Origin of the sequence: Microbacterium sp. 2RAF4 (assembly GCF_052115285.1) — a bacterium.
Classification (GTDB): domain Bacteria; phylum Actinomycetota; class Actinomycetes; order Actinomycetales; family Microbacteriaceae; genus Microbacterium; species Microbacterium oxydans.
In genome coordinates this window covers 684,954-709,191 of the sequence record NZ_JBFRGI010000002.1, presented here as the reverse complement: position 1 = coordinate 709,191, position 24,238 = coordinate 684,954, and the positions used below count along the sequence as shown (strand labels likewise).

Here is a 24,238-nt window from a genome sequence, read left to right as displayed (position 1 = left end):
CACAGCGTCGATGTGAAGCGAGTTGTCCGCACTTCCCGAAAGCTCTGGTCATCGCAGTGTGGATCGGCTGCGGGAAGGGTGAGGATCGAGTGCATGCGCAGGACCATCACCATCGAGGAAGCGCGCCGGCTCCTTCTCGCCAGAAGTGATGTGCTCGCTCGAGGGGTGACTGAGCGCGAGCTCCGGGCCATGGTCGACGACGGCTCGATCGTGCGAGTGCGTCGCGGCTGGTACGCGGATTCAGTGGAGTGGGAGCAGCTCTGGGACGAGAGTCGTCATCTCTTGAAGGTGCTCGCCGTGCACCGGGAATCCGTCGGTGGTGGTGCCACATTCTGCTTCGCTTCGGCGGCCGTCATCCACGGGCTTCCGCTCTACCGGACGTCGCCGACCCACGTTCACGCTGTTCTCGGCCCGACGAGTCGCAGCAGAGTGAAGTGGGGCGTCGCGAGGCACGATCTCACTCTCCGCGACAGCGACCTCGTGGAAGTCGAAGGCATCAGATGCACCTCCCTCGAGAGGACCGTGCTCGATCTGGCATGCCGGCTCACGCCCGAAGCGGCGATCGCCGTCGCCGACGCGGCGCTGCGGCGCATCGCGGTCCGGCGACACGACCAGGATCATGTGGCTGCCGCAGAGTGGCGGAGTGAACTCGGGAGCCGGGCGCAAACCCTCTCGACCCGTGGCATCCGTCAGGCCCGAGAGGTGATCGCGTTCTCGGATGGCCGCGCTCAGCTGCCCGGAGAGAGCGTGAGTCGTCTGCATCTTCACCGTCTCGGGTTCACCGATGTCGATCTGCAGTCGCGCGTCACCGGACCGCACGGCGAGGAGTATTCGCTCGACTTCGCCTTTCGGGGAGCACGGACGTTCGGTGAATTCGACGGGCGAGGAAAGTACCTCGATCCGACGTTGCGCACAGGGATGTCGGTGGAGGCCGTGGTGCTCGCGGAGAAGCGTCGGGAGGATGCGATCCGCGGAGTCACCGGGTGGCGGATCGTCCGCTGGGGATCCGAGGACATCGTCACGTCGGATGCTCTCGGCGCGCGGCTCCGTGCGTTCGGCCTCCGCCCCTGACGCACACTGCGCTCGTACTCGCCGAGCCCCCCGCGTGTCACCGAGACCCATGTCACTCGCCCAGACCCATGCTCGGACGCCCATCCAGGCGTGGGTCTCGATGCGGAACGTGGGTCTCGTCGGGAGTGCGCCCGTCCTCACGCCATCTCATCGCCGAGACCCACGCTCATCGCCGAGCCCCCGCTCTTCGCCCAGACCCATGTCTCTCGCCCAGACCCATGCTCGGACGCGCATCCGAGGGTGGGTCTCGATGCGGAACGTGGGTCTCGGAGGGAGGAGAGGGAGGGGAGGGAGGGAGAGGGAGGGAGAGGGAGAGGGAGAGGGAGAAGGGGAGGGGAGGGAGGGAGGGAGAGGGGGATTTGGGGGGCGAGGTGGGGGTGGGGTAGAGTTGTGGGGAACCGAAGACCGCTGGTCATCGTGTGCGCGTGAGTGCACAGGATCGAAGCTCTGCATCGCAGGGGCCCGCGCAGGACACGAACTTTCCAAAGCTCCGTGCGCTTGCGCCGGAGCTTTTCTCTTTGCAGGTGGTCCAGGTCGGCGCCTCACCACCGTGCGGCGCCTCGTACACACCAAGGAGTGACCATGGCGCAGAAGGATGCATCGGTCGCCGAGCTCACGAAGTCATTCGAGAACTCGACTGCCGTTCTGCTGACCGAGTACCGCGGTCTGACGGTTGCCCAGCTCAAGGAGCTGCGCAACAGCATCCGTCAGGACGCTGAGTACGCCGTGGTGAAGAACACGCTGACCAAGATCGCCGCCAACAAGGCTGGCATCTCCGCGCTGGACGACGACCTCAAGGGTCCGTCGGCTGTCGCGTTCGTGCACGGTGACTTCGTCGCCACCGCCAAGGCTCTGCGTGACTTCGCCAAGGCCAACCCGCTTCTCGTGATCAAGTCCGGCATCTTCGAGGGCAACGCCCTCACCGCGGACGAGGTCAACAAGTACGCCGCGCTGGAGAGCCGTGAGGTTCTGCTGGCGAAGGCTGCGGGCATGATGAAGGCGACGATGGGCAAGGCTGCGGCCACCATCGATGCTCTTCGCGAAAAGCTGGAGACCGCAGAGGCCGCGTAAGCGACCGGCGATCTCGTCTACAAACCCCATCTATCTAGGAGATACATCATGGCGAAGCTTTCCACCGAGGAACTGCTCGAGCAGTTCGCCGGCCTGACCCTCATCGAGCTCAACGAGTTCGTGAAGGCGTTCGAGGAGAAGTTCGAGGTCACCGCTGCTGCTCCCGTCGCCGTCGCCGGCGCTGCGGGTGGCGCAGGTGCCGCTGAGGCCGAGGAAGAGAAGGACTCCTTCGACGTCATCCTCGAGGCCGCTGGCGACAAGAAGATCCAGGTCATCAAGACCGTCCGCGAGCTCACCTCGCTGGGTCTCGGCGAGGCCAAGGCAGTCGTCGACGGTGCCCCGAAGGCCGTCCTCGAGGGCGCCAACAAGGAGACCGCCGAGAAGGCCAAGGCTGCTCTCGAAGAGGCAGGCGCAACGGTTACCCTCAAGTAATCGCGACGCTCACGCGTTTCTGATCGAAGGCCCCGGGTTCGCCCGGGGCCTTCGTGCGTGCCCGGGCCGTTCCCGGTGTTCCAGGCGATCCCGGACTGCTCCCGCCGACGGCGCCGAGGAGTGCCGGCACCAGCACCGCCGCCAGCATCCCAGAATGCTGCGAGCTCAGCGCGGGGGAGCCGTCGAGCTGCGAACCACGAGGGCGGATGCGGCGTCGACGCGCTCGAGCGGAGCTTCGGGGTCCTCCATCTGCTGGGTCAGCAGACGCACGGCCTCATGGCCCTGGTCGCGCGGCGACTGGCCGATCGTGGTCAACGCGAACATGTCCGCGTGTTCGTGATCGTCGACCCCGACGACGCTGAGTTCCGTCGGAACGGCGATGCCCAGACGTCTGGCCGCGATGATCGCGCCGATCGCGGCCTCGTCGCACACCCCGACGATCGCGGTCGGGCGTCGGCGTCTGTCGCCGAGCAGCCCGGCCGCGGCCGTATAGCCGCCGGGCATGGTCGGGGCCGCGCCGGCGATGCGGGCGTGCGCCGAGAGGCCAGCGGCCCGCAGGGCGCCCCGGTAGCCGTCGAGTCGCTGTGCATCGCCGAAGCTCAGCTCCGCGGCATCCGTCGATCCACCGACGAAGGCGATGTCGGTGTGTCCGAGCTCGATGAGGTGCTCGGTGGCGATGCGCGCGGCGGCGGTGTCGTCGATGGACACGGCGCTCGATCCCTCGCTGTAGGGCCCCACGCTGACAAGGGGGCGCCCCGCCTGCTGCAGTCGCTCGAGCTCACGGGCGCTGGGTTGGATGCCGACCGCGATGATGCCGTCGAAGCGGCGCCCGGGGAGGATGCTCTCGAACAGCCGCTCTCTGGTCTTCGAGCCCTCGGGCACGCCGTACAGCGACAGGTCGTAGTCGAGGGCGAAGAGCGACTCCTGCACTCCGGCGAGCAGCTCGGCGAAGAACCATCGGTCAACGGGTGGCATGACCACTCCCACGGTGCGGGTGCGCCCCGTCGCCAGGCTCGTCGCGGACGAGTGGGCGACGTAGGAGAGCTCTCGTGCAGCATCCGCGACGCGCTGCCTGGTCGCTGTCGACACGTATCCGCGGCCGCTCAGGGCGCGGCTCGCGGTGGCCTTCGACACGCCGGCACGTGACGCGACGTCCGCGATCGTGCTCATCGGTCCTCCTCGACCTGATCACGCGGCTGCGTGGACCCGGCGCAGGGTGCGCGCCGGGTCACAGCGTAGCCGCCGGCACGCGAAAAAGGAACCGGTTCCAGGCGTTACGCGAGGGAGCGCTCCCATGTGCGTCGAGCGAGCGCGGCGAATGGTTGCGAGCTTGTGACCATAGCGTGTTGTGCGGTGATGCTGATCGCCAGTAGGTTGGCCTGGAATCGGTTCCCTAACGATGCCCCGGGGTGGCGTCGCACCAGCCGGGAACCTGTACTCGAAGAGGAGAATTCACATGACTCTGTCACAGCGTTCCCGGCGTTACGCGCCGCTCGCCCTGCTGGGGGTCGCGGGCATCGCGCTCGCCGGATGCGGGGCTCCCGGTGGAGCACCGGGCACCGGCGGAGGAGACGGAGGCGACGCCACCGTCACGATCTACGGAACGATCGTCGACGACGAGGCGAAGCTCCTCCAGGAGTCCTGGAAGGACTGGGCCGACGAGAACGGCATCACGATCAAGTACGAGGGCAGCCAGGACTTCGAGACGCAGCTCGGCACCCGCGCACAGGGCGGCAACCCGCCGGACATCGCGATCTTCCCGCAGCCGGGCCTGTTCGCCGACTTCGCGAACCGCGACTACCTGAAGCCCGCTCCGGAAGCGGTCGAGAAGAACGCCAACGAGTACTGGACCGAGGACTGGGTCAACTACGGCACGGTCGACGGCACCTTCTACGGCGCTCCGCTCATGGCCAACGTCAAGGGGTGGATCTGGTACTCGCCCGCGAAGTTCAAGGAATGGGGCGTCGAGGTTCCGACCACGCTCGACGAGATGAGCGCTCTCACCGACAAGATCCAGGCCGCCACGGGCACGCCAGCCTGGTGTGCGGGCTTCGAGTCCGGCACCGCGACCGGATGGCCGGGAACGGACTGGGTCGAGGACTACGTGCTGCGTCAGTCCGGCCCGGAGGTCTACGACCAGTGGGTCACCAACGAGGTCAAGTTCACCGACCCGCAGATCAAGCAGGCGTTCGACTCGGTCGGCGAGGTCCTGCTGAACCCGGCCAACGTGAACGCCGGCTTCGGTGACGTCCGCTCGATCAACTCCACCGCGTTCGGTGACGTCGCTCCCAAGCTCGCCGCCGGCGAGTGCGCGCTGACCCACCAGGCCTCGTTCCTCTCGGGCTTCTTCCCCGACGGCACGACGGTCGCGGAGGACGGCGACGTCTGGGCGTTCATGCTCCCGGGTGAGTCCGCGGACGACAAGGCCGTGACCGGCGCAGGTGAGATCGTCGGGGCCTTCACCGACTCCGAGGCCACCCAGAAGGTGCTCGAGTACCTCTCCAGCCCCGAGTGGGCCAACAGCCGCGTCAGCCTCGGCGGCGTCACCTCGGCTAACAACGGGCTCGACCCGGCGAACGCGAAGGACCCGATCCTGCAGGAGACCATCAAGATCCTCCAGGACCCGGACACCACCTTCCGCTTCGACGCGTCCGACCTGATGCCGGGTGCCGTCGGCGCCGGCACGTTCTGGAAGGGCATCGTCGCCTGGGTCAACGGCACACCGACGGACGACGTCCTCACGCAGATCCAGACGGGCTGGCCCGCCAGCTGATAGACGAGGGGGGCTGCCCTCTGGGAGGCAGCCCTCCTCATCTCTCGACGCCGCACGCCGATGCGCGGTCGTCGCTACGCTCCGCGTGATGAAGGGGAATCCGTGAACGCGACTATTTTCTTCCAGTGGATCGGCTCGCTCCCGCCGATCCTGCAGGCGGTCGCCGTCGTCATCGCTTTCGCGGTGGTCGTGGCGCTCATCCTGTTCCTCGTGGACATCGCTCCACGCAGGGGAGCGCTCTACACCGGCATCCGGCTGGCGATGTGCCTGCTCATCCCGTTCGCCGTGATGTGGTTCTTCAACTCCTACTACTGGGCGATGGGAGTGGCGGTCGCGGTCGGGGCGCTGTTCTTCTGGCTCGACTATCGATCGCGCGACGGCGCCGGCTATCTGATCCAGCTCGTCGCCTTCATGGCACCAGCCATCCTGCTGCTGCTGGTCGGCCTGATCCTGCCGTCGATCCAGACGATGTACTCGTCGTTCCTGAATTCGTCCGGCAAGGACTTCGTCGGGTTCGCCAACTACCTGTGGATCTTCACGCAGTCCGACGGCATCACCTCGGTCGTCAACACGATCATCTGGGTGCTGCTCGTCCCGACTGTGTCGACCATCGTCGGTCTCGCCTACGCGGTGTTCATCGACCGTACTCGCGGCGAGAAGATCTACAAGGTCCTCGTGTTCATGCCCATGGCGATCTCCTTCGTCGGGGCTGGCATCATCTGGCGGTTCATGTACGAGTACCGCGGCCCCCAGTTCGAGCAGATCGGTCTGCTGAACCAGATCATGGTGTGGTTCGGCGGTGAGCCGCAGCAGTGGCTGCTGAACGAGCCGTGGAACACGCTGTTCCTGATCGTGGTGCTCATCTGGGTGCAGACCGGTTTCGCCATGGTGCTGCTGTCCGCGTCGATCAAGGGCGTGCCGCAGGAACTGCTCGAAGCCGCGGAGCTCGACGGTGCGAATGCCTGGGAGCGCTTCATCTCGGTGACGATCCCCTCCATCCGCCCCGCGCTGATCGTGGTGCTGACGACGATCTCGATCGCCTCGCTGAAGGTGTTCGACATCGTCAGGACGATGACCGCCGGCAACTACGGCACCTCGGTGCTCGCGAACGAGATGTACACACAGTTCTCGAAGTTCGAGGCCGGACGCAGTGCCGCGCTCTCCGTGATCCTGTTCATCCTGGTGCTGCCGATCGTCATCTACAACGCACGCCAGATCAAGAAGCAGCGGGAGATCCGATGACCGACACCGTGAAGTCCGAAACCGCTGTCAGCACGCGCGCCATCACGACCGGAGGCGGCATCGAAGGCTCCGCCGGACGCGCCCGCAAGAAGCTGTCGCGACCCTGGGCGTCCGTCGCCTCCATCGTGATCGCGGTGCTCTGGACGATCCCGACGCTCGGGCTGTTCATCTCCTCGTTCCGGCCGCGCGACCAGATCCAGTCGAGCGGATGGTGGACGTTCTTCGCCGATCCGCAGGTGACGCTCGAGAACTACGTCGACGTGCTGCAGTCCGGCACGACGCAGCTCACGATCCTGGAGTCGTTCGTCAACTCGATCGCGATCACGATCCCGGCCACGCTCGTGCCGCTGATGATCGCCTCGATGGCGGCGTACGCCTTCGCGTGGATCGACTTCAAGGGCCGCAACGCGCTGTTCATCTTCGTGTTCGCCCTGCAGATCGTGCCGATCCAGATGGCGCTGGTGCCGCTGCTGAGTTCGTTCTCGCGAGGGATCAACCTCTTCGGCCTCCAGGTCACGCAGCCGCTCGGCGCGTCGGACGGCTACGCACAGGTGTGGATCGCGCACACCATGTTCGCGCTGCCGCTGGCGATCTACCTGCTGCACAACTTCATGTCGGAGATCCCTGGCGAGATCATCGAGGCGGCCCGCGTCGACGGTGCGTCCCGCGGCCAGATCTTCTTCCGCGTGGTGCTGCCGCTGACGATGCCGGCGATCGCTTCCGTCGCGATCTTCCAGTTCCTGTGGGTGTGGAACGACCTGCTCGTGGGACTCGTGTTCGCCGATGGAGCTGCGGCGCCGATCACGAAGCTGCTGGCCGAGATCACCGGAACGCGAGGAAACGACTGGTATCTGCTCACGGCGGGCGCCTTCGTGTCGATCATCGTTCCGCTGATCGTGTTCTTCGCCCTGCAGCGCTACTTCGTGCGCGGTCTGCTGGCCGGATCGACGAAGGGCTGAACTTCGAGAGACACCGGGGGCCTTTCGAGAGGACGGATGCCGCGGTCGGGTGCAACACAGCCCCGGTCGCGGCATCCGCGCGTCTACCCTGAAGTCATGAAGTACGCAGACTCGATCGTCGACCTCGTCGGCGACACGCCCCTCGTGAAGCTGAATCACGTCACCGAGGGTGTCGCGTGCACGGTGCTCGTGAAGCTGGAGTACCTGAACCCCGGCGGTTCGTCGAAGGATCGCATCGCCGCACGGATCATCGACGCCGCGGAGGCGTCAGGCGACCTGAAGCCCGGGGGCACGATCGTCGAAGCGACCAGCGGCAACACCGGAGTGGGGCTGGCGCTCGTCGCTCAGCAGCGCGGCTACAAGTGCGTCTTCGTGCTGCCGGACAAGGTCGGCGAGGACAAGATCGACGTGTTGCGGGCCTACGGCGCCGAGATCGTCGTGACGCCGACCTCGGTGGCCCCCGACAGTCCGGAGTCGTACTACAGCGTGAGTGACCGTCTGGCTCGCGAGATCCCCGGGGCGTTCAAGCCGAATCAGTACGAGAACCCGAACGGCCCGCGCAGCCACTACGAGACGACGGGGCCGGAGATCTGGCGTGACACCGACGGCGAGGTCACGCACTTCGTCGCCGGCGTCGGTACCGGCGGCACGATCACGGGCACCGGCCGGTACCTGCGCGAAGTCTCGGACGGACGGGTGCGCATCGTGGGAGTCGACCCCGAGGGGAGCGTCTACAGCGGCGGGACCGGTCGCCCGTATCTGGTCGAGGGTGTGGGCGAGGACATCTGGCCCGGAGCGTACGATCCGACCGTGCCGCACGAGATCGTCGCGGTCGGAGACGCGGAGGCCTTCGCCATGACGCGGCGCCTGGCCCGCGAGGAGGGCATCCTCGTCGGCGGATCGAGCGGCATGGCCGTGGTCGGCGCGCTGCGCGTTGCGCGGGATCTGCCCGCGGATGCCGTGATGGTGGTGCTGCTCCCCGACGGCGGACGCGGCTACCTGGGCAAGATCTTCAACGACGGATGGATGCGCTCGTACGGCTTCAGCGAGCTCGAGGAGGGAGAGACCGTCGCCGACGTGCTCGCCGCTCGTCCGTCGCGACAGGGCGCGGGCATCCCCGACCTGGTTCACGCCCATCCCACCGACACCGTGCTCGAGGCCATCGGGATGATGACCGAGTACGACGTCTCGCAACTCGTCGTGCTCAGCGCCGAGCCGCCCGTGATGATGGGCGAGGTGGTCGGCACCGTCGACGAGAAGGGGCTGCTCGACCTGCTGTTCCGTGGTGAGGCGAACGCCACGGACGCCGTGGGGGCGCACGTGGGGGAGAGGCTGCCCCTTGTCGGCATCCACGCGCCCGTCGCTCAGGCCAAGGCGGCGCTCGCCGATGCCGACGCGCTGCTGGTGACAGAAGACGGCAAGCCGCACACCGTGCTGACGCGTCAGGATCTGCTCGCGTACCTGTCGCGCTGATGATGGCGGGATATCGGCCGACCCGGGGCGTAACCGGACGGCCGTCCGCGCGAGGGCGGACGTAGGCTGAGGAGCATGTCCGATCACGCCTTCGCCACCCGAGCCATCCACGCAGGACAAGCGCCAGACCCCGTCACGGGCGCGATCATCCCGCCGATCTATCAGTCCTCCACGCACGTGCAGGACAGCGTCGGGGGCCTGCGCTCCGGGTACGAGTACAACCGTGCGGGAAACCCCACGCGTTCCTCGCTCGAGACCCAGCTCGCTGCTCTCGAGGGGGGTGCGAGCGCGCTGTCGTTCGCCTCGGGGCTCGCGGCCGAGGACGCGCTGCTGCGCGGGATCCTGAAGCCGGGCGACCACGTCCTGCTCGGCAACGACGTCTACGGCGGAACCTACCGTCTCCTCACCCGGGTGCTGGCGCCCTGGGGTGTCGAGACCACGACGGTCGAGCTCGCCGACATCGACGCGCTCCGCGCCGCCATCCGTCCCGAGACGAAGATCGTCTGGCTGGAGACGCCGAGCAACCCGCTCCTGAAGATCGTCGACATCGCCCAGATCGCCGAGATCGCGCATGCGGCGGGTCTCACGGTCGTCGTCGACAACACCTTCGCCTCGCCGGCGCTGCAGCAGCCGCTCGCGCTCGGCGCCGATCTGGTCGTGCACTCCACGACCAAGTACCTCGGCGGCCACTCGGACGTGCTCGGCGGCGCGGTCGTGTTCGCCGACGATCGGTTCTTCGATCAGGTGAAGTTCCAGCAGTTCGCGGTCGGCGCGGTCTCCGCACCGCTGGACGCCTGGCTGACGACCCGCGGCATCAAGACGCTCGCGCTGCGGATGCGCCAGCACTCCGAGAATGCCCAGGCCATCGCCGAGTGGGCGCAGGCCCGCCCGGAGTTCGCTCAGGTGTACTTCCCCGGGATCGCTTCGCACCCCGGCCACGAGATCGCGGCGAAGCAGATGAGCGGCTTCGGTGGGATGCTGTCGTTCGGTCTCGCGGCCGGTGCCGACGCGGCACGCGCCTTCGTCGAGAGCACCTCGGTGTTCCAGCTCGCCGAGTCGCTCGGCGGCGTCGAGTCGCTCATCGGATATCCGCCGGACATGACCCACGCGTCCGTGCGGGGCACCGAACTCGCCGTCCCCGAGAACATCGTGCGGCTCTCGGTGGGCATCGAAGACGTGGGCGACCTGATCGCCGATCTGGAACAGGGACTCGACCGCATCTCGCGTCTATAGAGGCGTCTTCTGAGACGCACCTCCGCGATACTGCGGGGGTGCGTTCTCTGTTCTCCCGTGGGCGGATGAGGAAGGGACGGCGGTAGCATAGGGGCTTCCCCCGGCCGAAACGATTCGACCGATGCACCCCCTGAACTCTGGAAGGACGTCGTGTCCGACGCTCCCCGCACTGATTCCCTCCCCGTCGTGAAGGCGGAGGATTCCGCCGTCGATGAACCGCGGTCACCGAAGCCGGAACGCACCGCGACGGGAAGCATCCGCATCCCGACCGCGACCGGCGCCATCCGCACCCTCGGCGCGAACCCCGCGACCGCGCCGATCATGTTGCACCCCGGCGATGCCATCTCCCTCGGCCGGCGCACGCTGTACATCATCCTGCTCGGCGCGCTCACGGCCCTCGGCCCATTCACGATCGACCTGTATCTTCCCGCCTTCCCGGTTCTGGAGCAGGACTTCCAGACCACGGCAGCCGCCATCCAGCTGACCCTGACCGGGACGATGATCGGCTTCGCACTCGGTCAGCTCGTGGTCGGCCCGCTCAGCGACAAGGTCGGGCGTCGTGTGCCGCTTATCGCGGTCACCGCTCTGCACGTGCTGGCCAGCGTGGGCGCGGCCTTCGCCCCGGATCTCGCGCTGCTCAGCGTGGCACGCGTTCTCATGGGCATCGGTGCCGCGGCCGGAGGAGTCGTGGCCATGGCCATCGTGCGCGACCTCTTCGGCGGGCGTCGACTCGTCGTCATGCTCTCGCGCCTCGCCCTGGTCTCCGGTGTGGCTCCGGTCATCGCACCGCTCATCGGCTCCTGGCTCCTCACTCTCATGCCGTGGCGCGGCATCTTCGGGGTGCTCGCGGCCTACGGCATCGTGATGCTGCTGTCGACGATCCTGTTCATCCCGGAGACCCTGCCCGTCGCACGGCGTCAGGACCGTGGCGGCGCCACCATGCTGCAGCGGTACCGCTCGGTGCTGTCCGACCGGGTGTTCCTGGGCGTGCTCGTGATCGGCGGGATGACGTTCTCCGGTCTGTTCTCGTATCTGTCGGCATCGCCTTTCCTGTTCCAGGTGACGCACGGACTCGATGCGCAGCAGTACGGTCTGCTGTTTGCGGTGAACTCGCTCGGCGTCGTCGTCGGAGTCCAGACCGCGTCACGTCTGGCCGCGCGCTTCGGACCGCAGTGGGTCATGGCCTACTCCACCGCCGTGCTGCTCATCGCCGGAACGGCCATCATCGTCACCGACCAGCTCGGCCTCGGGCTGTGGGGTACGGTCATACCGCTGTTCGTGTTCATGACGGCCTGCGGATTCACGTTCCCCAATGTGCAGGTGCTGGCGCTCGACCGCCATGGGAAGGCCGCAGGAACCGCCGCGTCGATCATCGGTGCGACCAACTTCGGCGTCGCCGGGCTCATCTCGCCGGTCGTGGGCTGGCTCTCGCATGACGCGGGTATCACCGCGACCACCATGGCCTCCGTCATGGTCGGCTGTGCCGCGATCGGCATCCTGTCGCTCTGGTTCGTGGTGCGCCCGCGCACGGTCGGGATGCTCGCTCCCTGAGCGTTCAGACATCGTCCGACAGAATGGGACGATGAACAGGCGGATGCTGCTGTGGTGGGGAGTGGGCCTCCTCGCGCTCGCGACGGTTCTCGGTGCCGTGGTGGTGTTCGCCTATCCGCAGACGCCGGCGTTCGACAACTGGTGGAACGACACGATCGCCGGAGCACGGGCTGACTGGATGGTCGACTTCGCCCTCGCTCTGAACTGGGTCGGCGGCGGGTGGGTCGCGATCTTCGGGGTGCCGCTGCTGGCGATCCTCGCGCTCGTGCTGGCGCGTCGGTGGCGCAGTGCGCTGTTCGCCGCGCTGTGCTTCGCCGCGAGCGCCGCCGGCGTGCAGGTGCTCAAGCAGCTGTTCGGCCGCGCGCGACCCGACGACATGCTGGTGGTGAGCGACTACGGCTCCTTCCCGTCGGGGCACACCGCGAACGCCGCGACCATCGCCCTCGTGCTCTGGGTGCTGTTCCCGCGGGTCTGGGTGGCGATCGTCGGGGCGGCATGGGTGCTTGCGATGGCGCTCTCGCGCACCTTCCTGTCGGTGCACTGGGCGAGCGACACTCTCGGCGGCGCTCTGGTCGGTGCCGGGGTGGTGCTGGTGCTCGCAGCCTGGTTGCTTCCGTGGGTGCAGCAGAGGAGGAAGCCGGCGGTCGAGGCGCCGATAGGCTGAGAGGCCCCGTTCCCTCCAGAGGAGTCGTCGTGTCTCGCATCCGTCCGTACCGCCCCACCGATCGTGCCGCGCTGTACGAGATCTGCGTGAAGACGGCCGATGCCGGAGCGGATGCCACCGGCGTGCTCTCCGACGACTCCTTGTGGGGCGACCTGTTCGCCGTGCCATACGCCGAGCGCCATCCAGATCTCGCGTGGGTGGTCGAGAGTGATGACGAGCGGACGATCGGCTACATCGTGGCGACCGACGACACCGACGACTTCTACACGTGGTTCCGAGAGGAGTGGTGGCCCGCCCTCGAGGCCCGCTACCCGCGACCGGCCGAGATCGTCACCCGAGAGGACAGGATGATCGACTACGGCTACAGCCGCGCGGCGGGAATCGAGCCGAACGTCGTCGACCACCCCGCTCACCTGCACATCGACCTGCTTCCGGAGACCCAGGGACAGGGACTCGGGCGCCGACTCATCGAGACGCTGTTCGCCGAGCTGACCCGGCGCGGAGTGCGCGGCCTGCACCTCGGCATCGACCCGGACAACACGGGCGCGGCCGCCTTCTACGAGCGCCTCGGCATGACGCGACTGCCGGCGGAACCGGGCGGGCAGATCTACGGCGTGCGCTTCGACGGCTGAGCGGAAGACCGCGCCAGACTCGAACGAGAAGAGCCCCCGCTGGCGCGGGGGCTCTTCTCGTTCTCGGCGGTGACGGCGGGACTCCGGTGCTCGCTGCGCTCGCGCCTCCCCGAATCCCCAGCGCTCGAGGAAAACGAGAAAAGCCCCCGCTGGCGCGGAGGCTTTTCTCGTTTTCGGCGGTGACGGCGGGATTCGAACCCGCGGTTGCTTGCACAACACACGCTTTCCAAGCGTGCTCCTTCGGCCGCTCGGACACGTCACCAGGGAACAACCTGTCCATCCTATCCGATGCCGGGAGGGCTGCGTGACAGGGAGGGAGTTCGCGCCCGAACGTCCATCGATGTGAAATATTGCACGTCACTCGTCACGTGTATAGCCTCATATGAGGACGTATCGTCTTCGATCGCGATACGACGTTTCTCTGGGGGAAGCATGCAGGCGAGTTCGACGATGACGAGACACAGCCACCGCACCGTGACGGCTTTCGAGCAGTACGTGAGCGGACGGCGTGCTCTCGGCGAAGGGGCGGTGTTCTTCCTCGAGTCGGCGACGCATCTGGCCGACGTGCTCCGAGAGGCGGGGACGAGCGACATCGTGTTCACGCCGTCGGGTTCGACCTCCTCCGCGCAGGAGAACGTCATGGAGTACGGCGGGCGTTTCCGCGAGCCGGGTGACCGGCTGGTGCTCGACACTCGTCACGTGGTCGAGCTGCAGGAGTACGTCGCAGCGCCGTTCCTCTCGATCGTCTCGCCCACCGTCATCCGTCAGGGAAGCGCCGAGGGGCTTGCTGCCTTCCTCGGCGATGCCGACACGGCCAGAGACGTCGGGATCTTCGTCGGCCAGCTGCTGAGCCCCATGGCGACACTGGAGTCCCGCGCGTCGTTCCTCGCCAGCGCTCCGAGCGGTGCCGGCCTCGTCCGCGTGCACGTGACGGCTGACGGAGAGTATCGCGACGGCCCGGACGGGGCGCTGCTCGGCCACGCGGGCGACGCGAGAGCAGAAGTCGAGGCCGCAGCCGACGAAGTCTGGCGCGGAAGGTCGTTCGCCCGCATCTTGGATCCTCGCGTGCTCGATGCCGACCTCGACGACCGTCCGTGGTTCGGACGCTACCTGGCAGCGCTCGATGCGCTGCGGGACTGGGGCGGGAGCCGTGGCCGTCCGGCCATCTCCGGCTTCGGGGGACACCTCATCAGAGCCTTGGACGAGAGCGCCGCGTTTCCCGTCGTCGTGTCGGCCGATGCTCCTCTTCTCATGACGGACGACGGAGAGGAGTATGTCCTGGTCGATCCGCATCGCCGCCTACATCTCCGGCTCGGACTCGACGCTGCACGGGCTGCCGAGTGCCTGCTGGCCACCGGAGACGAGTCATCGGCGACAGGGTTGTTGGCGTTCGAACTCGGTCTGCGGCCGACGGGCATCGCGCCCCTGATGCACAGACTCGGCGAGCAGCTGCGCGATGCGGGGATCGATCTCGACGCGAGTCGGCGGGCTGCCTCCTGATGCCCGGGCAGAGCGCGACGGACCCGCACCTGCTCGGGGCGCGCGCGTTCCGGGAGTGGATCACCGGAGAGCGGGAGCAGTACTCACGGATCTTCTTCGTGGAGCGCGGTGCTGAGACGGATGCCGTCCGCCCCGTGGCTGGCAGCGACGACCTGGTCCTGCTGCCCGAGGGCACCCCGTCGTGGGAGGGCGTCGCCGGCGTCGGCAGGTACGACGGCGCCGTGAGTGAGCCCGGGGACGAGGTGTTCTTCGGTGAGCGCGGCGTCGAGCTCCAGGACTACGTCGCCGCGGCGTTCATCCAGATCATCGGGCCCACGGCGGTCCGGTTCTTCGATGCCTCCAGCTGGCAGGCCTTCATCGACGACGCGGAACTCGCTCGGGACACCGGGGTGTTCCCGACGGCGTTGATCGATCCACGCGTGCTGTTGGCCGATCGACACACGCTGTCGGCGCCCGACGGCTTCGATGTCCCGAGCGCGTTGCGGATCGGTGACGAGGGATCCGTCAGAGCCGGAGTGCAGGGCGAGGTGCTCGGAGAGGTCGGCGACCTGCCTGCGATCCTCGCCACCCCGCTGCCGCGCGCGGCCACCCTGTCCGGCATCGCGCCGAGGGAGCGGATCGCCGGCGACCTCGGAGCTCACGAGTGGATCGGGCGCTACCTCCGGGCCACCGACCTCATCAAGATGCTCAGGCTCGGGAATGGGACGGCGCGGATCTCGGGCTTCGGCTGGCTGCTCGTGGACGACGACCTCGCCGACGCCGAGCCCCGTTCATCCGACCCTTTTCTCATCGACACCCCCGAGGGCTTCGTGCTCGCGGACACGACGACTCTGCGTCGTCAGCTGCTCTCACCGCAGACGGCCCGCGTCGTGGCTCTCGTCCAGACCTCGAGCACCCCGGACTGCGCGACGGATCGCGTGGCCCGGACGCTCGGCATTCCGGACGACCACGCGAGAGTGCTGTGCCGCGAGGCGGTCATCGCCCTCGGGATCCACTGCGGCAGACCGCTCTCCGGCCGCCTTTCAGAGGAGGCGCCACGATGACCGCGCCGCACGCCCTGTGGACGTCGATGCTCCCCGCGGACACGACGTTCACGCCGGATCGGGTCGCCGTCGGCGCCACCGGACACCGGATCGCGTTCGCCGACGGCTCCACGCGCCTGTGCGCCACGAGCGGACTCTGGAATGTGCCGCTCGGTTTCGGGAACCCGGCCATCGGCGAGGCCGTCGCCAGGGCCACGCATGACGCGTCGTACCTGTCGCTGTTCCGAGCGCCGCATCGCTATGCCGAAGACGCGGCGGATGCCCTCATCGAGCTCGCCGGTCCTGGCCGGTACGACCGGGTCATCTTCTCCACCTCGGGTGGTGCGGCGAACGACGCGGCCATGAAGCTCGCACGGCAGTACTGGGCGCAGACCGGCTCGGCGTCTCGGTCGCTGGTCGTGGGGTTGAAGGGCAGCTATCACGGCACCATGTACGGCAGCCATGTCCTCAGCGGGGACGACCTGCTGCAATCCGTCTACGGCGTCGACCGTCGCGCGGTCCGCCACGTCTCGCACGCCGACGACGGCGAGGAGCTGGCTGCGCTGTTGCACCGGGAAGGCACCAGAGTCGCCTCGGTCGTCGTGGAGCCCGTGCTCGGCAGCGGGGCGTATGCGCTGTCCGGTGCGTTCGTCGAGCGCCTCCTCGCGCTGCGCGAGCAGTACGGATTCCTGATCGTCGCGGACGAGGTCGCGACGGGATTCGGTCGCACCGGGACGATGCTCGCCACCGACAGGTGGGCTGCGCCGCCCGACGTGCTCATCCTCTCGAAAGCGCTGACCAACGGCGTGATGGGTGCAGCCGCTCTCCTGATCGGTCCGCGCATCGCCACGGCCTTCACCCGAGGCGGGTGGACGTTCGTCCACGGCGAGACGCAGGCCGGAACCCCGGCGTGTGCCGCGGCGATCATCGCGGTGATCGGGGAACTGCGGCGCATCGACGTGGAGACCGTCACTCAGGCGCTCGCGACCGAGGTGCAGGACTTGGCCGCGCGGCTGAAAGCAGACGGTGTGGTGACCGAGATCACCGGGAGCGGATGCTTCGTCGGTCTGGGTCTGCGACACTCCGACGAGACGGGGCTGTCCGGCCCGGAGGTGCTGGAGGTCGTCTCGGCCATCGCCCGCTGCGGTGTGCTGGTGCAGCCGGGCCCGAGCTCCATCGAGCTGATTCCCGCGTATGGATTCGACGCGGCGGAGCTCCGCGAGACCGAGAACGCGGTGCGAGCGGGGCTCGCCCACATGCGGGGTGCGGCGGCATGATCACGGACCTCTCGGCACGTGTCCCCACCCTGTGGCACGGAGAGGGGAGCGCATCGCGCACGATCACGCGCCTCACCGCCGGACACGACACCCTCGTGATCGCGGACTCGGCCGTCCCGTCGTCGCACCTGGCCGGACGCGCGGCACAGAGGATCGACGTCGACGCACAGCGGGCGGACGTGGCGACCGTGCGGGAGATCGCGCGGCAGATCATCCGTCGTTCGCCGCGGAGGGTCGTGGCCGTCGGGGGCGGGAGCATCCTCGATGCGAGCAAGATCGCCACGCTCGTGCTCGTGTCTCGACGGATGTTCGACTACGCCATCGGCCACGCGTCGCGATCGGCCCTCACCGTACTGCCCGATGCGGCCCCGGCTGTCGACCTCCTGGCCGTGCCGACCACGCTCGGCACCTCGTCGGAGACGAACTGCGTGGCCGTTCTCGAGAACGACCAGGGCTACCGTCTCATCGTCGGCCGAGCTCTGCGACCGCGGCATGCCGTGCTCGATCCGCGCCAGCTGAGATCCCTCCCCTCCGCGGCGGTGACCGAGGGGGCGCTGGAGGCGTTTCTCCGTGTCGCCGGCGCCTCGACGAGCCCTCGGCGAACGGACAGAGCGCGCGGAGACGCCAGGGTCCTCGGCAGGGCCCTCCTCGCGGCGGCGTCGCACGACACCGTCTCGGCTGCGGGGCGATTGCGCCTGGCACGTCTCAGCGCCGCCACCCAGCGCACATCGGCGCTGCGCGGGGACGATCCCTTCAGCGCGCGCCACTGGTACCTCGCGAACGAGGTGGCGTTCCGCCTGGGCGTCCGCAAGATGGTCGCCACGGCTGCGGTCGTCGGCGCCGTCTGGCGCCGCATCGGCGCCGGGGACTCACGATGGGGCGATGCGCGCAGCCTGGAACGCTTCTGGGCCGAGGTGGCGGGCGTGGTCGACCTGCCCGTCGATCCCGCCGCCGGCATCGCGGCACTCGTCGAGCGATGGCGGATCCCGCTTTCGTCACGCCCCGCAGCCCATGAGATGCGCCACATCGCACTCGCCACGGAGCGGGCTTGGGGAAACCGACAGCCGATGCTCCCCGGCCTGGTCGAAGGCGACTTCCACGATGTGCTCCGCGAATCCCGCTGGAGCAGCCACGCGGTCGGTGCAGGTGACCGACCGTCGACGTTCGAGCCGAAGGAGGTGAAGTGAATGAAGGAGAACACGCAGAAGACGATCCAGTTCCAGGAGCTGGACGCGATGGAGGCGCCGAGCTGGGACAGCTTCTATCAGGGCGTGATCGGTGCTCTGGTCCTCATCGGGATCGGCGCGGCCGCTGCCACCTGACACGATCCCGACGAGGTGGTCGACATCGGAAAGGAGGAAACATGCAAGCCGCAATGCCGACGCTCGAGTTCACAGAGCTCGAAGCCATGGACGCGCTGAACGACACCGATGACTACATGCGGGGATTCGCCGTGGGCGTCATCATCGGAATTCTCGCTCTGACCTAGACAGCTGCCGAACGGACCAATCGAAGGAGGTGCACTGTGCAGACGACGTCGCTGGAGTTCTCGGAACTCGAACAGATCGACGCGCCCACCGAATGGTGGGAGCACGCGAGCTACATCATCGCCATCATCGGCGGGGCGGCAGCCATCGCGACCTGACCGGAGTGCGGGCGGGTCCGCTCGCCCGCACTTCCTCCTCCGACCCCAGAGAGGCCATGAACCGAATGCCAGACCTGATCACCGACACCGTGTCGGCACTGCTCGACGGCGCCGATGCCGTGGCGCAGCCGATCGACCTGTACACCGGGGCGGGGACGGACTTCTACGAGCGCCTCGTCGGCCCCGACCGCGTGGAGGTCCGCGAGGTGCTGGGGCTCGCGAGGGTCACCGCCGACCCTGTGCTCGACATCGCGGCGGGGAGCGGGCGACTGACGATCCCGCTGCTGAGATCCGGCAAGCAGGTGACCGCGATCGACACCTCGCGAGACATGCTCTCGCACCTCCGTCGAGCGATGCCCGACCACCCGAGGCTCGAATGCGTCGTCGCGGACATGCGGGAATTCCACCTCGGGCGCCGCTACGGGCTCATCGTGCTCGGAGCCACATCCGTGACCCTGCTCGACCGCGAGGATCGATCGCTGCTGTTCGCCCGCGTGCAGGAGCACCTCACCCCGGACGGGGTCTTCGCCCTGACCGTCGCGGGTGGTGCCGCGGCGGAGAGCCTGGGGTCGGCGAGAGACCAGGAGATCGCGGTCCCCGGACCCGCCGGAACGGACACCTACCTCTTCTCGCAGCAGATCGAGGAAGGGGGCGCCGTCCGCGTGGTCAACTGGGTTCGAGCGTCCGACATCGCCGCCGGGGCATCGGTGCCCGTGCTCACGAGCCGCTTGCACGTGCTCGGTCACGAGGTCCTGTCGAGCGAACTCGTCGAGGCGGGATTCGCCGTGCCCGATGTCACTCCCGTCCGTTCGCCGGGGGGAACGGACATCCTCCTGCTCACGACATCGCGAGGCCGCTCCCCGGGAGGCACGGGATGACGACGGGTCTTCGGAGGCTCTCGCGCAGGCGGGCATCCCCGGTGACGGTGCCGCTGGGAGCCGAGACCTGTCCGCTGCTGGCCCCCGGTGTCGTCTTCGAGAGCACGGGCGAGGACGCGGCGTGGATCGCCGTCGTCGACGGGGTGCCGTCGTCGAGGGTGTCGCCCGCGGTCATCGACCTGCTGACGGCGATGGACGGTGGGACCACGGTGCAGACCCTGCATCGACGGTTCGCCGCGTCGGACTCGCCGGAGAGCTTTCTGCGACTGGTAGGACGGTTCCGGGACAACGGACTGCTCGAGGGCGGTGCGAAGCGCGTACCTGGGCGCATCAGCTACCGGCCGCCGTTCACCCTGCAGTTCGCGACCCTTCGCGCGCCCACCCTCTTCGCACGACTCGACGGAGCAGTCTTCCGCCCGTCCTCTCGCGTGCTTCTGGCCTCTGTCGCCGTGCTCCTCTGCGCCGGGCTGGTGGCCGCGATCCTGCAGGCCGGCGACCTGCGAGACGTCCTCACTCGGCCGCTGCCGCTGGGCGCGGTGCTGACGCTGATCGCCCTGCTCTCGCTCATCACGCTGCTCCACGAGGGCGCCCACGGGCTCACCCTCACCAGGTTCGGCGGCAGTCCCCGACGAGCCGGGTTCATGATCTTCTATCTCACACCCGCGTTCTTCGTCGACGTCACGGACGGATGGCGTCTCGCCGATCGACGACACCGGGTGGCGGTCGCGCTCGCTGGTCCGGCGGTGCACGCGGTCGTGGCAGCGGTCGCGGTGCTGCTCGCGCTCGCCGCGCCACGGTCCACGGTCCGGGACGTGCTGCTGCTTCTGGCGACGTCGTGCGTCGTCATCGTGCTCGTGAACCTCATCCCGTTCGTGCGATTCGACGGCTACATCGCCCTGATGAACGCGCTCGACACGCCGAACCTCCGTGCCAGGACCATCAGCGACGGTGCGAACGCGCTGAGCCGCCGGCTGTTCGGTGGAGCGCGGGCGGAGCGGAGCGTGCAGACGTGGTGGAGCGTGCCGTTCGGTCTCGCGAGCCTCCTCACCCCGGTCGTGATGGTCGTGCTCGTGGTGACCAGGACGGTGCACGCGCTCGCCGACGGGGGACCGGTGCTCGGTCTGTTCGTGGTCGCACTCGAAGTCGTCGTCGTCCTTGTGGGGTGCGGCCTGCTGGTGCGCGCGCTCTCCCGCGTGCTGCTGTCCGGTGTCTCCCGAGTCCGCTTCGTCGGAGTGAGCGTCGCCCTGGCCGTGGCGGTCGTGATCAGCGGCGCGCTGCTGCCCGTCCCCGCCACGGCGACGTTCGGGTTCGTCGTCGACGACGGTCGGGTGAGCCTCGTCCAGGGAGGCGAAAGGACCGCGGTCGAGGTGCCCGACGGCACCCGCGTGCTGTTGAGCAGCCGCGGCATCCTCGTGAACGAACCGCTGGGACTGGGCAGCGTCCACCCCCAGCCGCCGCAACCGATCACGGTTCCCGCGGATGCTCTGTTCCCGGTCAGAGCCGAGGGTCTGACCGTTCCCGCCGTGATCGTCGGGACGGTCGACGTGGAGATGCCGGGGCGGAGACTCCCGTCGACGGGTCAGGCCCGTATCGACCTCGGAACGACCAATCTGTGGCAGATGCTCTGGACGAGGGGTGTGGTGGCACCGCTGTCGCCCCTGTGGGCAGAAGAGGAGGAGAGGCAATGAAGACGAACCAGCATGCGATCGAGGTGCGAGCGCTCACCAAGAGGTTCGGGCATCGGGCGGCGGTCGAGGACCTGTCCTTCGCCGTGCCGCGCGGTTCGATCGTCGGTCTGCTCGGGCCGAACGGCGCGGGCAAATCGACGACCCTGCGGGCCATCGTCGGTCTGCTCAGACCCACGAGCGGCGACTGCCTGATCGACGGGGAGCCGTTCGCGGCGCTGCGCGATCCGGCGTCGCGCGTCGGAGTGCATATGGACGGCTTCGGGTTCGAACCGGGCATCACCGCACGGCGGCATCTGGAGATCTCCCGACTCGCAGCCGGCGCGCCCCGTCGACGCGTGGACGAGGTGCTCGAAGAGGTCGGGCTCGCCGACGATGCCCGGCGTCGGGTGAAGGCCTTCTCGACGGGCATGACGCAACGACTCGGGCTGGCGGCCGCACTGATCGGCTCTCCACGCACCCTCATCCTCGACGAGCCGGCGAACGGCCTGGATCCCGACGGCATCCGCTGGCTCCGCCTCTTCCTCCGTGACTTCGTCGCGCGGGGAGGGACGGTCCTGGTATCCAGCCATCAGCTCCCGGAACTCGAACAGGTCGTCGACGAGGTCGTGGTCATCAAGCGTCGCGCGCTCTTCGCCGGCCCGCTCAGCGAGCTCGTGGCGGGAGACGTCGACTCGCTCGAGAGCAGGTACTTCGATCTCGTCGAGGGAGCGTCGGCATGAGGGGCGTCATCCGCGGGGAGGTGCTGCGGTCCGTGAGCGGTCCCTCGGTTCTCGCCGTCTATCTCGTCGCTGTGCTCATGCCGCTGTTCGTGCTCTTCTCCGACGGTTCGCGCTTCGACCTCGGGGGCGTCGCTGCCGGCGTGGCGACCGCCCGTCTCCTCGAGCCGCTGGCGTGGTCGGTGATCTCCGCCGCGTTCGTCAGCGCCTACGCGGTGACCCGCGAGTACTACTACGCGTCGATGGACAGGACGCTCACGGCGGTGGGGTTCCCGCGAACCTTCGGCGGAAAGCTCGTGGCAGGCGTGGTCGTGGCCGTCACCCTGTCGCTCGGTGTCTTCGCGCTGTGGACCGCGGGCGTCTTCGTCTTCCTGGTCCAGGACGGGGTGGCTCCGACGCTCACCCAGGAAGCGTGGCGCATCTACGCGGGGGCTCTGGTCGGCACGATTCTCGGTGCGCTCATCGGCGGCGCGATCGGCTGGATCACGCAGAACTACTACGCCACGGCGATCATCGTCCTCGTGTTCCCGATGGCGCTGGAGTTCGCCCTGCTGCGCACGGCGCCGGAGGTCGCGAAGTTCTCGCCCGGCCTGGCCATCGCCGCCATCGGTGTGCCCGGGTATCAGGGCAGGCTGCTGGAGCTCGCCCCCGCCGTCGCCATCGGGCTCGCGTGGACGTTCGGGCTGCTCGCGATCGCCTGGGTGCGAGGGCGCCGGAGCGCTGCGTGATCGGTCGGGCTCTGCGCGCTCAGACGCGCAGCCTCACGGGCGACGTCGTCCTCCTCGGGGTCGCGGTCGCGGCGTTCGCGATGTCGCTCACGCTGGCGGCGAGCATCCCGTCCGAGGTCGCGAACGCCTCCGTCGACGCCCGCGCGGAGCTCGCAGCCCCGCTCAGCACCGTCCTCGCGACCTACGCGGGGATCCTCGCCGCCGTCTACGGCTCGTTCCGGTACACGATCGACCGTCGGGACGGGGTGGTCGCGCAACGTCTGACGGTGCAGCGACGGTGGGTGATGCTCCTGGTCAGGACGATCACGTGCGCGGTGGGCGGTGCCGTGGTCGCGCTCGCGGCCGTGCTCGGCGGACACTCGGCGCTGACGATCGTCGTGGGCGGACTCCCGATGGAGTGGTCGGTGCTCCTCTCCACCCTCGTGCTCGGCGCGTTCGCCTCCCTCTGGGGGATGGGGATCGGGCTCATCGTGCAAGCGCACCTCGCGGCCCTTTTCGTCTCGGCTCTCTCGATGGGGGTGGCGGTCATCGTCGCGATGTTCTGGAGCACCGGCGCCGCGTATCTGCCGCTTCTCGCATTGCTCGAAGCCTTCCGGTTCGACGTGGGCGCAGTGGGGATCCCGCCGCAGCAGGAGCTGACCGGGCCTGTTGCTCTTCTGGTCTCCGCCGGATGGGTGCTCGCCGCACTGATCGCGGGAGGAGCCGCCTTCCTCTCCCGCGACGTGAGGTGATCGCGTGACGGGGAGTGTGAGGCGTCGGAGGCGAGCGACGTAAAATCCCTAGGTGGCAACACCCAAGATCGTCCTCTTCTACGCGTTCACCCCTCTCGCAGACCCGGATGCCGTCCGTGTCTGGCAGCGAGACATCGGCGAGGCACTGGGCCTGCGCGGACGCCTGCTCATCTCGAAGGACGGCATCAACGGCACGCTCGGCGGAGACATCACCGCGCTCAAGAAGTGGCTGCGTTCGTTCCGTTCGTACCGCCCGTTCGCCGGCGCCGACATCAAATGGAGCGAGGGGACCGGTCTGGACGCCGAGGGTCGCAGCCTCGACTTCCCGAAGCTCAGCGTCAAGGTGCGGGACGAGATCGTGTCGTTCGGCGCACCGGGCGAGCTTCGCGTCGACGAAGACGGTGTGGTCGGGGGTGGCACGCGGTTGACCCCGGAGGAACTGCACGGCTTGGTGGAGGAACGCGGCGACGACGTGGTGTTCTTCGACGGGAGGAACGCCCTGGAGGCGCAGATCGGGCGCTTCCGTGGGGCCATCGTGCCCGACACCGAGACCACCAGGGACTTCGTCGAGCTCCTCGACTCCGGCGTCTACGACGATCTGAAGGGCAAGCCCGTCGTCACGTACTGCACAGGTGGCATCCGCTGCGAGGTGCTGTCCAGCCTGATGACGGCCCGCGGGTTCGGTGAGGTGTACCAGCTCGAAGGCGGCATCGTCCGCTACGGCGAGAAGTTCGGCGACGACGGGCTCTGGGACGGATCGCTCTACGTGTTCGATGGTCGAGGGTCCGTAGACTTCTCCGACCACGCAGCCGTCATCGGGGAATGCGTCGGGTGCGGCGCGCCGACCAAGCGCACCGCGAACTGCCCCGATCTGTCGTGTCGATCGCAGTTCGTGGTCTGCGAAGACTGCGACGCCGTGCGCTGCACCGCTCACGCCGCCTGAGAGGGCGGC

At 68.2% G+C, this 24,238-nt stretch carries 25 protein-coding genes and 1 tRNA gene; 24 read left to right on the top strand and 2 right to left on the bottom strand.

Annotated elements, in window-relative coordinates; all coding sequences use genetic code 11:
- The first annotated feature begins 93 nt into the window (after nucleotides 1-93).
- From AB4070_RS07780 to rplL, 3 genes are all read left to right on the top strand, one after another.
- The gene (locus AB4070_RS07780) at nucleotides 94-1,071 is read left to right on the top strand and encodes a hypothetical protein (protein WP_441979597.1); all 978 of its coding nucleotides are present in this window, start codon (nucleotides 94-96) and stop codon (nucleotides 1,069-1,071) included.
- A gap of 582 nt (nucleotides 1,072-1,653) precedes the next feature.
- Nucleotides 1,654-2,142, top strand: a complete 489-nt coding sequence (rplJ, locus tag AB4070_RS07775; protein WP_017829129.1) for a 50S ribosomal protein L10 — start codon at nucleotides 1,654-1,656, stop codon at nucleotides 2,140-2,142.
- A gap of 48 nt (nucleotides 2,143-2,190) precedes the next feature.
- A complete protein-coding gene (rplL, locus tag AB4070_RS07770) occupies nucleotides 2,191-2,574 on the top strand; it encodes a 50S ribosomal protein L7/L12 (RefSeq protein WP_017829128.1) in 384 nt (127 codons plus the stop codon).
- Between the two features lie 165 nt (nucleotides 2,575-2,739).
- Here rplL and AB4070_RS07765 read toward each other — a convergent pair whose 3' ends face one another.
- Nucleotides 2,740-3,744 carry a LacI family DNA-binding transcriptional regulator gene (locus AB4070_RS07765; protein WP_441979596.1) on the bottom strand — a complete coding sequence of 335 codons (1,005 nt, stop codon included), beginning with the start codon at nucleotides 3,742-3,744 and terminating at the stop codon, nucleotides 2,740-2,742.
- A gap of 286 nt (nucleotides 3,745-4,030) precedes the next feature.
- Here AB4070_RS07765 and AB4070_RS07760 point away from each other — a divergent pair, with 286 nt between their 5' ends.
- From AB4070_RS07760 to AB4070_RS07725, 8 genes are all read left to right on the top strand, one after another.
- Nucleotides 4,031-5,347: an ABC transporter substrate-binding protein gene (locus tag AB4070_RS07760; protein ID WP_441979595.1), complete on the top strand. Its 1,317-nt coding sequence runs from the start codon at nucleotides 4,031-4,033 to the stop codon at nucleotides 5,345-5,347.
- Between the two features lie 102 nt (nucleotides 5,348-5,449).
- Nucleotides 5,450-6,589, top strand: coding sequence for a carbohydrate ABC transporter permease (locus AB4070_RS07755; RefSeq protein ID WP_197073161.1), 1,140 nt, complete (start codon nucleotides 5,450-5,452; stop codon nucleotides 6,587-6,589).
- Nucleotides 6,586-7,548 carry a carbohydrate ABC transporter permease gene (locus AB4070_RS07750; RefSeq protein WP_378874292.1) on the top strand — a complete coding sequence of 321 codons (963 nt, stop codon included), beginning with the start codon at nucleotides 6,586-6,588 and terminating at the stop codon, nucleotides 7,546-7,548. Before AB4070_RS07755 ends, AB4070_RS07750 begins: the two co-directional genes overlap by 4 nt.
- Before the next feature lie 96 nt (nucleotides 7,549-7,644).
- Nucleotides 7,645-9,021: a cystathionine beta-synthase gene (locus AB4070_RS07745; RefSeq protein ID WP_441979594.1), complete on the top strand. Its 1,377-nt coding sequence runs from the start codon at nucleotides 7,645-7,647 to the stop codon at nucleotides 9,019-9,021.
- A 75-nt stretch (nucleotides 9,022-9,096) separates the two neighbouring features.
- Nucleotides 9,097-10,254: a cystathionine gamma-synthase gene (locus AB4070_RS07740; protein ID WP_441979593.1), complete on the top strand. Its 1,158-nt coding sequence runs from the start codon at nucleotides 9,097-9,099 to the stop codon at nucleotides 10,252-10,254.
- Between the two features lie 150 nt (nucleotides 10,255-10,404).
- Complete coding sequence (locus tag AB4070_RS07735) at nucleotides 10,405-11,805, top strand: multidrug effflux MFS transporter (RefSeq protein WP_441979592.1); 1,401 nt, start codon at nucleotides 10,405-10,407, stop codon at nucleotides 11,803-11,805.
- 31 nt (nucleotides 11,806-11,836) lie between these two features.
- On the top strand, nucleotides 11,837-12,469 hold the full coding sequence (locus AB4070_RS07730) for a phosphatase PAP2 family protein (protein ID WP_441979591.1): 633 nt from the start codon (nucleotides 11,837-11,839) through the stop codon (nucleotides 12,467-12,469).
- A 29-nt stretch (nucleotides 12,470-12,498) separates the two neighbouring features.
- Nucleotides 12,499-13,101: a GNAT family N-acetyltransferase gene (locus AB4070_RS07725; protein WP_441979590.1), complete on the top strand. Its 603-nt coding sequence runs from the start codon at nucleotides 12,499-12,501 to the stop codon at nucleotides 13,099-13,101.
- A 177-nt stretch (nucleotides 13,102-13,278) separates the two neighbouring features.
- Here AB4070_RS07725 and AB4070_RS07720 read toward each other — a convergent pair.
- Nucleotides 13,279-13,363, bottom strand: a tRNA-Ser gene (locus tag AB4070_RS07720).
- Between the two features lie 188 nt (nucleotides 13,364-13,551).
- On the opposite strand from AB4070_RS07720, the gene mpaB (AB4070_RS07715) reads away from it, so the two are divergent.
- Genes mpaB (AB4070_RS07715) through trhO form a run of 13 tightly spaced genes read left to right on the top strand, consistent with a single transcriptional unit; the run spans nucleotide 13,552 to nucleotide 24,229 of the window.
- Nucleotides 13,552-14,601, top strand: coding sequence for a daptide biosynthesis RiPP recognition protein (gene mpaB, locus AB4070_RS07715; protein WP_441979589.1), 1,050 nt, complete (start codon nucleotides 13,552-13,554; stop codon nucleotides 14,599-14,601).
- Nucleotides 14,601-15,644, top strand: coding sequence for a daptide biosynthesis RiPP recognition protein (gene mpaB, locus AB4070_RS07710; protein ID WP_441979588.1), 1,044 nt, complete (start codon nucleotides 14,601-14,603; stop codon nucleotides 15,642-15,644). Before mpaB (AB4070_RS07715) ends, mpaB (AB4070_RS07710) begins: the two co-directional genes overlap by 1 nt.
- A complete protein-coding gene (gene mpaD / locus AB4070_RS07705; protein WP_441979587.1) occupies nucleotides 15,641-16,900 on the top strand; it encodes a daptide-type RiPP biosynthesis aminotransferase in 1,260 nt (419 codons plus the stop codon). Before mpaB (AB4070_RS07710) ends, mpaD begins: the two co-directional genes overlap by 4 nt.
- Nucleotides 16,897-18,087 (top strand): daptide-type RiPP biosynthesis dehydogenase, encoded by a 1,191-nt coding sequence (mpaC, locus tag AB4070_RS07700; protein ID WP_441979586.1) that lies wholly within the window; start codon nucleotides 16,897-16,899, stop codon nucleotides 18,085-18,087. The genes mpaD and mpaC overlap by 4 nt, the downstream gene beginning before the upstream one ends.
- On the top strand, nucleotides 18,088-18,222 hold the full coding sequence (gene mpaA1, locus AB4070_RS07695) for an MpaA1 family daptide-type RiPP (protein WP_257021926.1): 135 nt from the start codon (nucleotides 18,088-18,090) through the stop codon (nucleotides 18,220-18,222).
- A 41-nt stretch (nucleotides 18,223-18,263) separates the two neighbouring features.
- Nucleotides 18,264-18,389: an MpaA2 family daptide-type RiPP gene (gene mpaA2, locus AB4070_RS07690; RefSeq protein WP_257021928.1), complete on the top strand. Its 126-nt coding sequence runs from the start codon at nucleotides 18,264-18,266 to the stop codon at nucleotides 18,387-18,389.
- 36 nt (nucleotides 18,390-18,425) lie between these two features.
- The gene (gene mpaA3, locus AB4070_RS07685; RefSeq protein WP_307723493.1) at nucleotides 18,426-18,545 is read left to right on the top strand and encodes an MpaA3 family daptide-type RiPP; all 120 of its coding nucleotides are present in this window, start codon (nucleotides 18,426-18,428) and stop codon (nucleotides 18,543-18,545) included.
- A 56-nt stretch (nucleotides 18,546-18,601) separates the two neighbouring features.
- A complete protein-coding gene (mpaM, locus tag AB4070_RS07680; protein ID WP_441979585.1) occupies nucleotides 18,602-19,423 on the top strand; it encodes a daptide-type RiPP biosynthesis methyltransferase in 822 nt (273 codons plus the stop codon).
- Nucleotides 19,420-21,111 carry a daptide biosynthesis intramembrane metalloprotease gene (gene mpaP, locus AB4070_RS07675; protein WP_441979584.1) on the top strand — a complete coding sequence of 564 codons (1,692 nt, stop codon included), beginning with the start codon at nucleotides 19,420-19,422 and terminating at the stop codon, nucleotides 21,109-21,111. The genes mpaM and mpaP overlap by 4 nt, the downstream gene beginning before the upstream one ends.
- Nucleotides 21,108-21,830, top strand: coding sequence for an ATP-binding cassette domain-containing protein (locus AB4070_RS07670; RefSeq protein WP_441979583.1), 723 nt, complete (start codon nucleotides 21,108-21,110; stop codon nucleotides 21,828-21,830). Before mpaP ends, AB4070_RS07670 begins: the two co-directional genes overlap by 4 nt.
- Nucleotides 21,827-22,555: an ABC transporter permease gene (locus AB4070_RS07665; protein ID WP_441979582.1), complete on the top strand. Its 729-nt coding sequence runs from the start codon at nucleotides 21,827-21,829 to the stop codon at nucleotides 22,553-22,555. Before AB4070_RS07670 ends, AB4070_RS07665 begins: the two co-directional genes overlap by 4 nt.
- On the top strand, nucleotides 22,552-23,286 hold the full coding sequence (locus AB4070_RS07660; RefSeq protein ID WP_441979581.1) for a hypothetical protein: 735 nt from the start codon (nucleotides 22,552-22,554) through the stop codon (nucleotides 23,284-23,286). The genes AB4070_RS07665 and AB4070_RS07660 overlap by 4 nt, the downstream gene beginning before the upstream one ends.
- A gap of 52 nt (nucleotides 23,287-23,338) precedes the next feature.
- Entirely contained in the window at nucleotides 23,339-24,229 is an 891-nt protein-coding gene (trhO, locus tag AB4070_RS07655) for an oxygen-dependent tRNA uridine(34) hydroxylase TrhO (RefSeq protein WP_441979580.1), read from the top strand.
- Nucleotides 24,230-24,238: the final 9 nt, after the last annotated feature.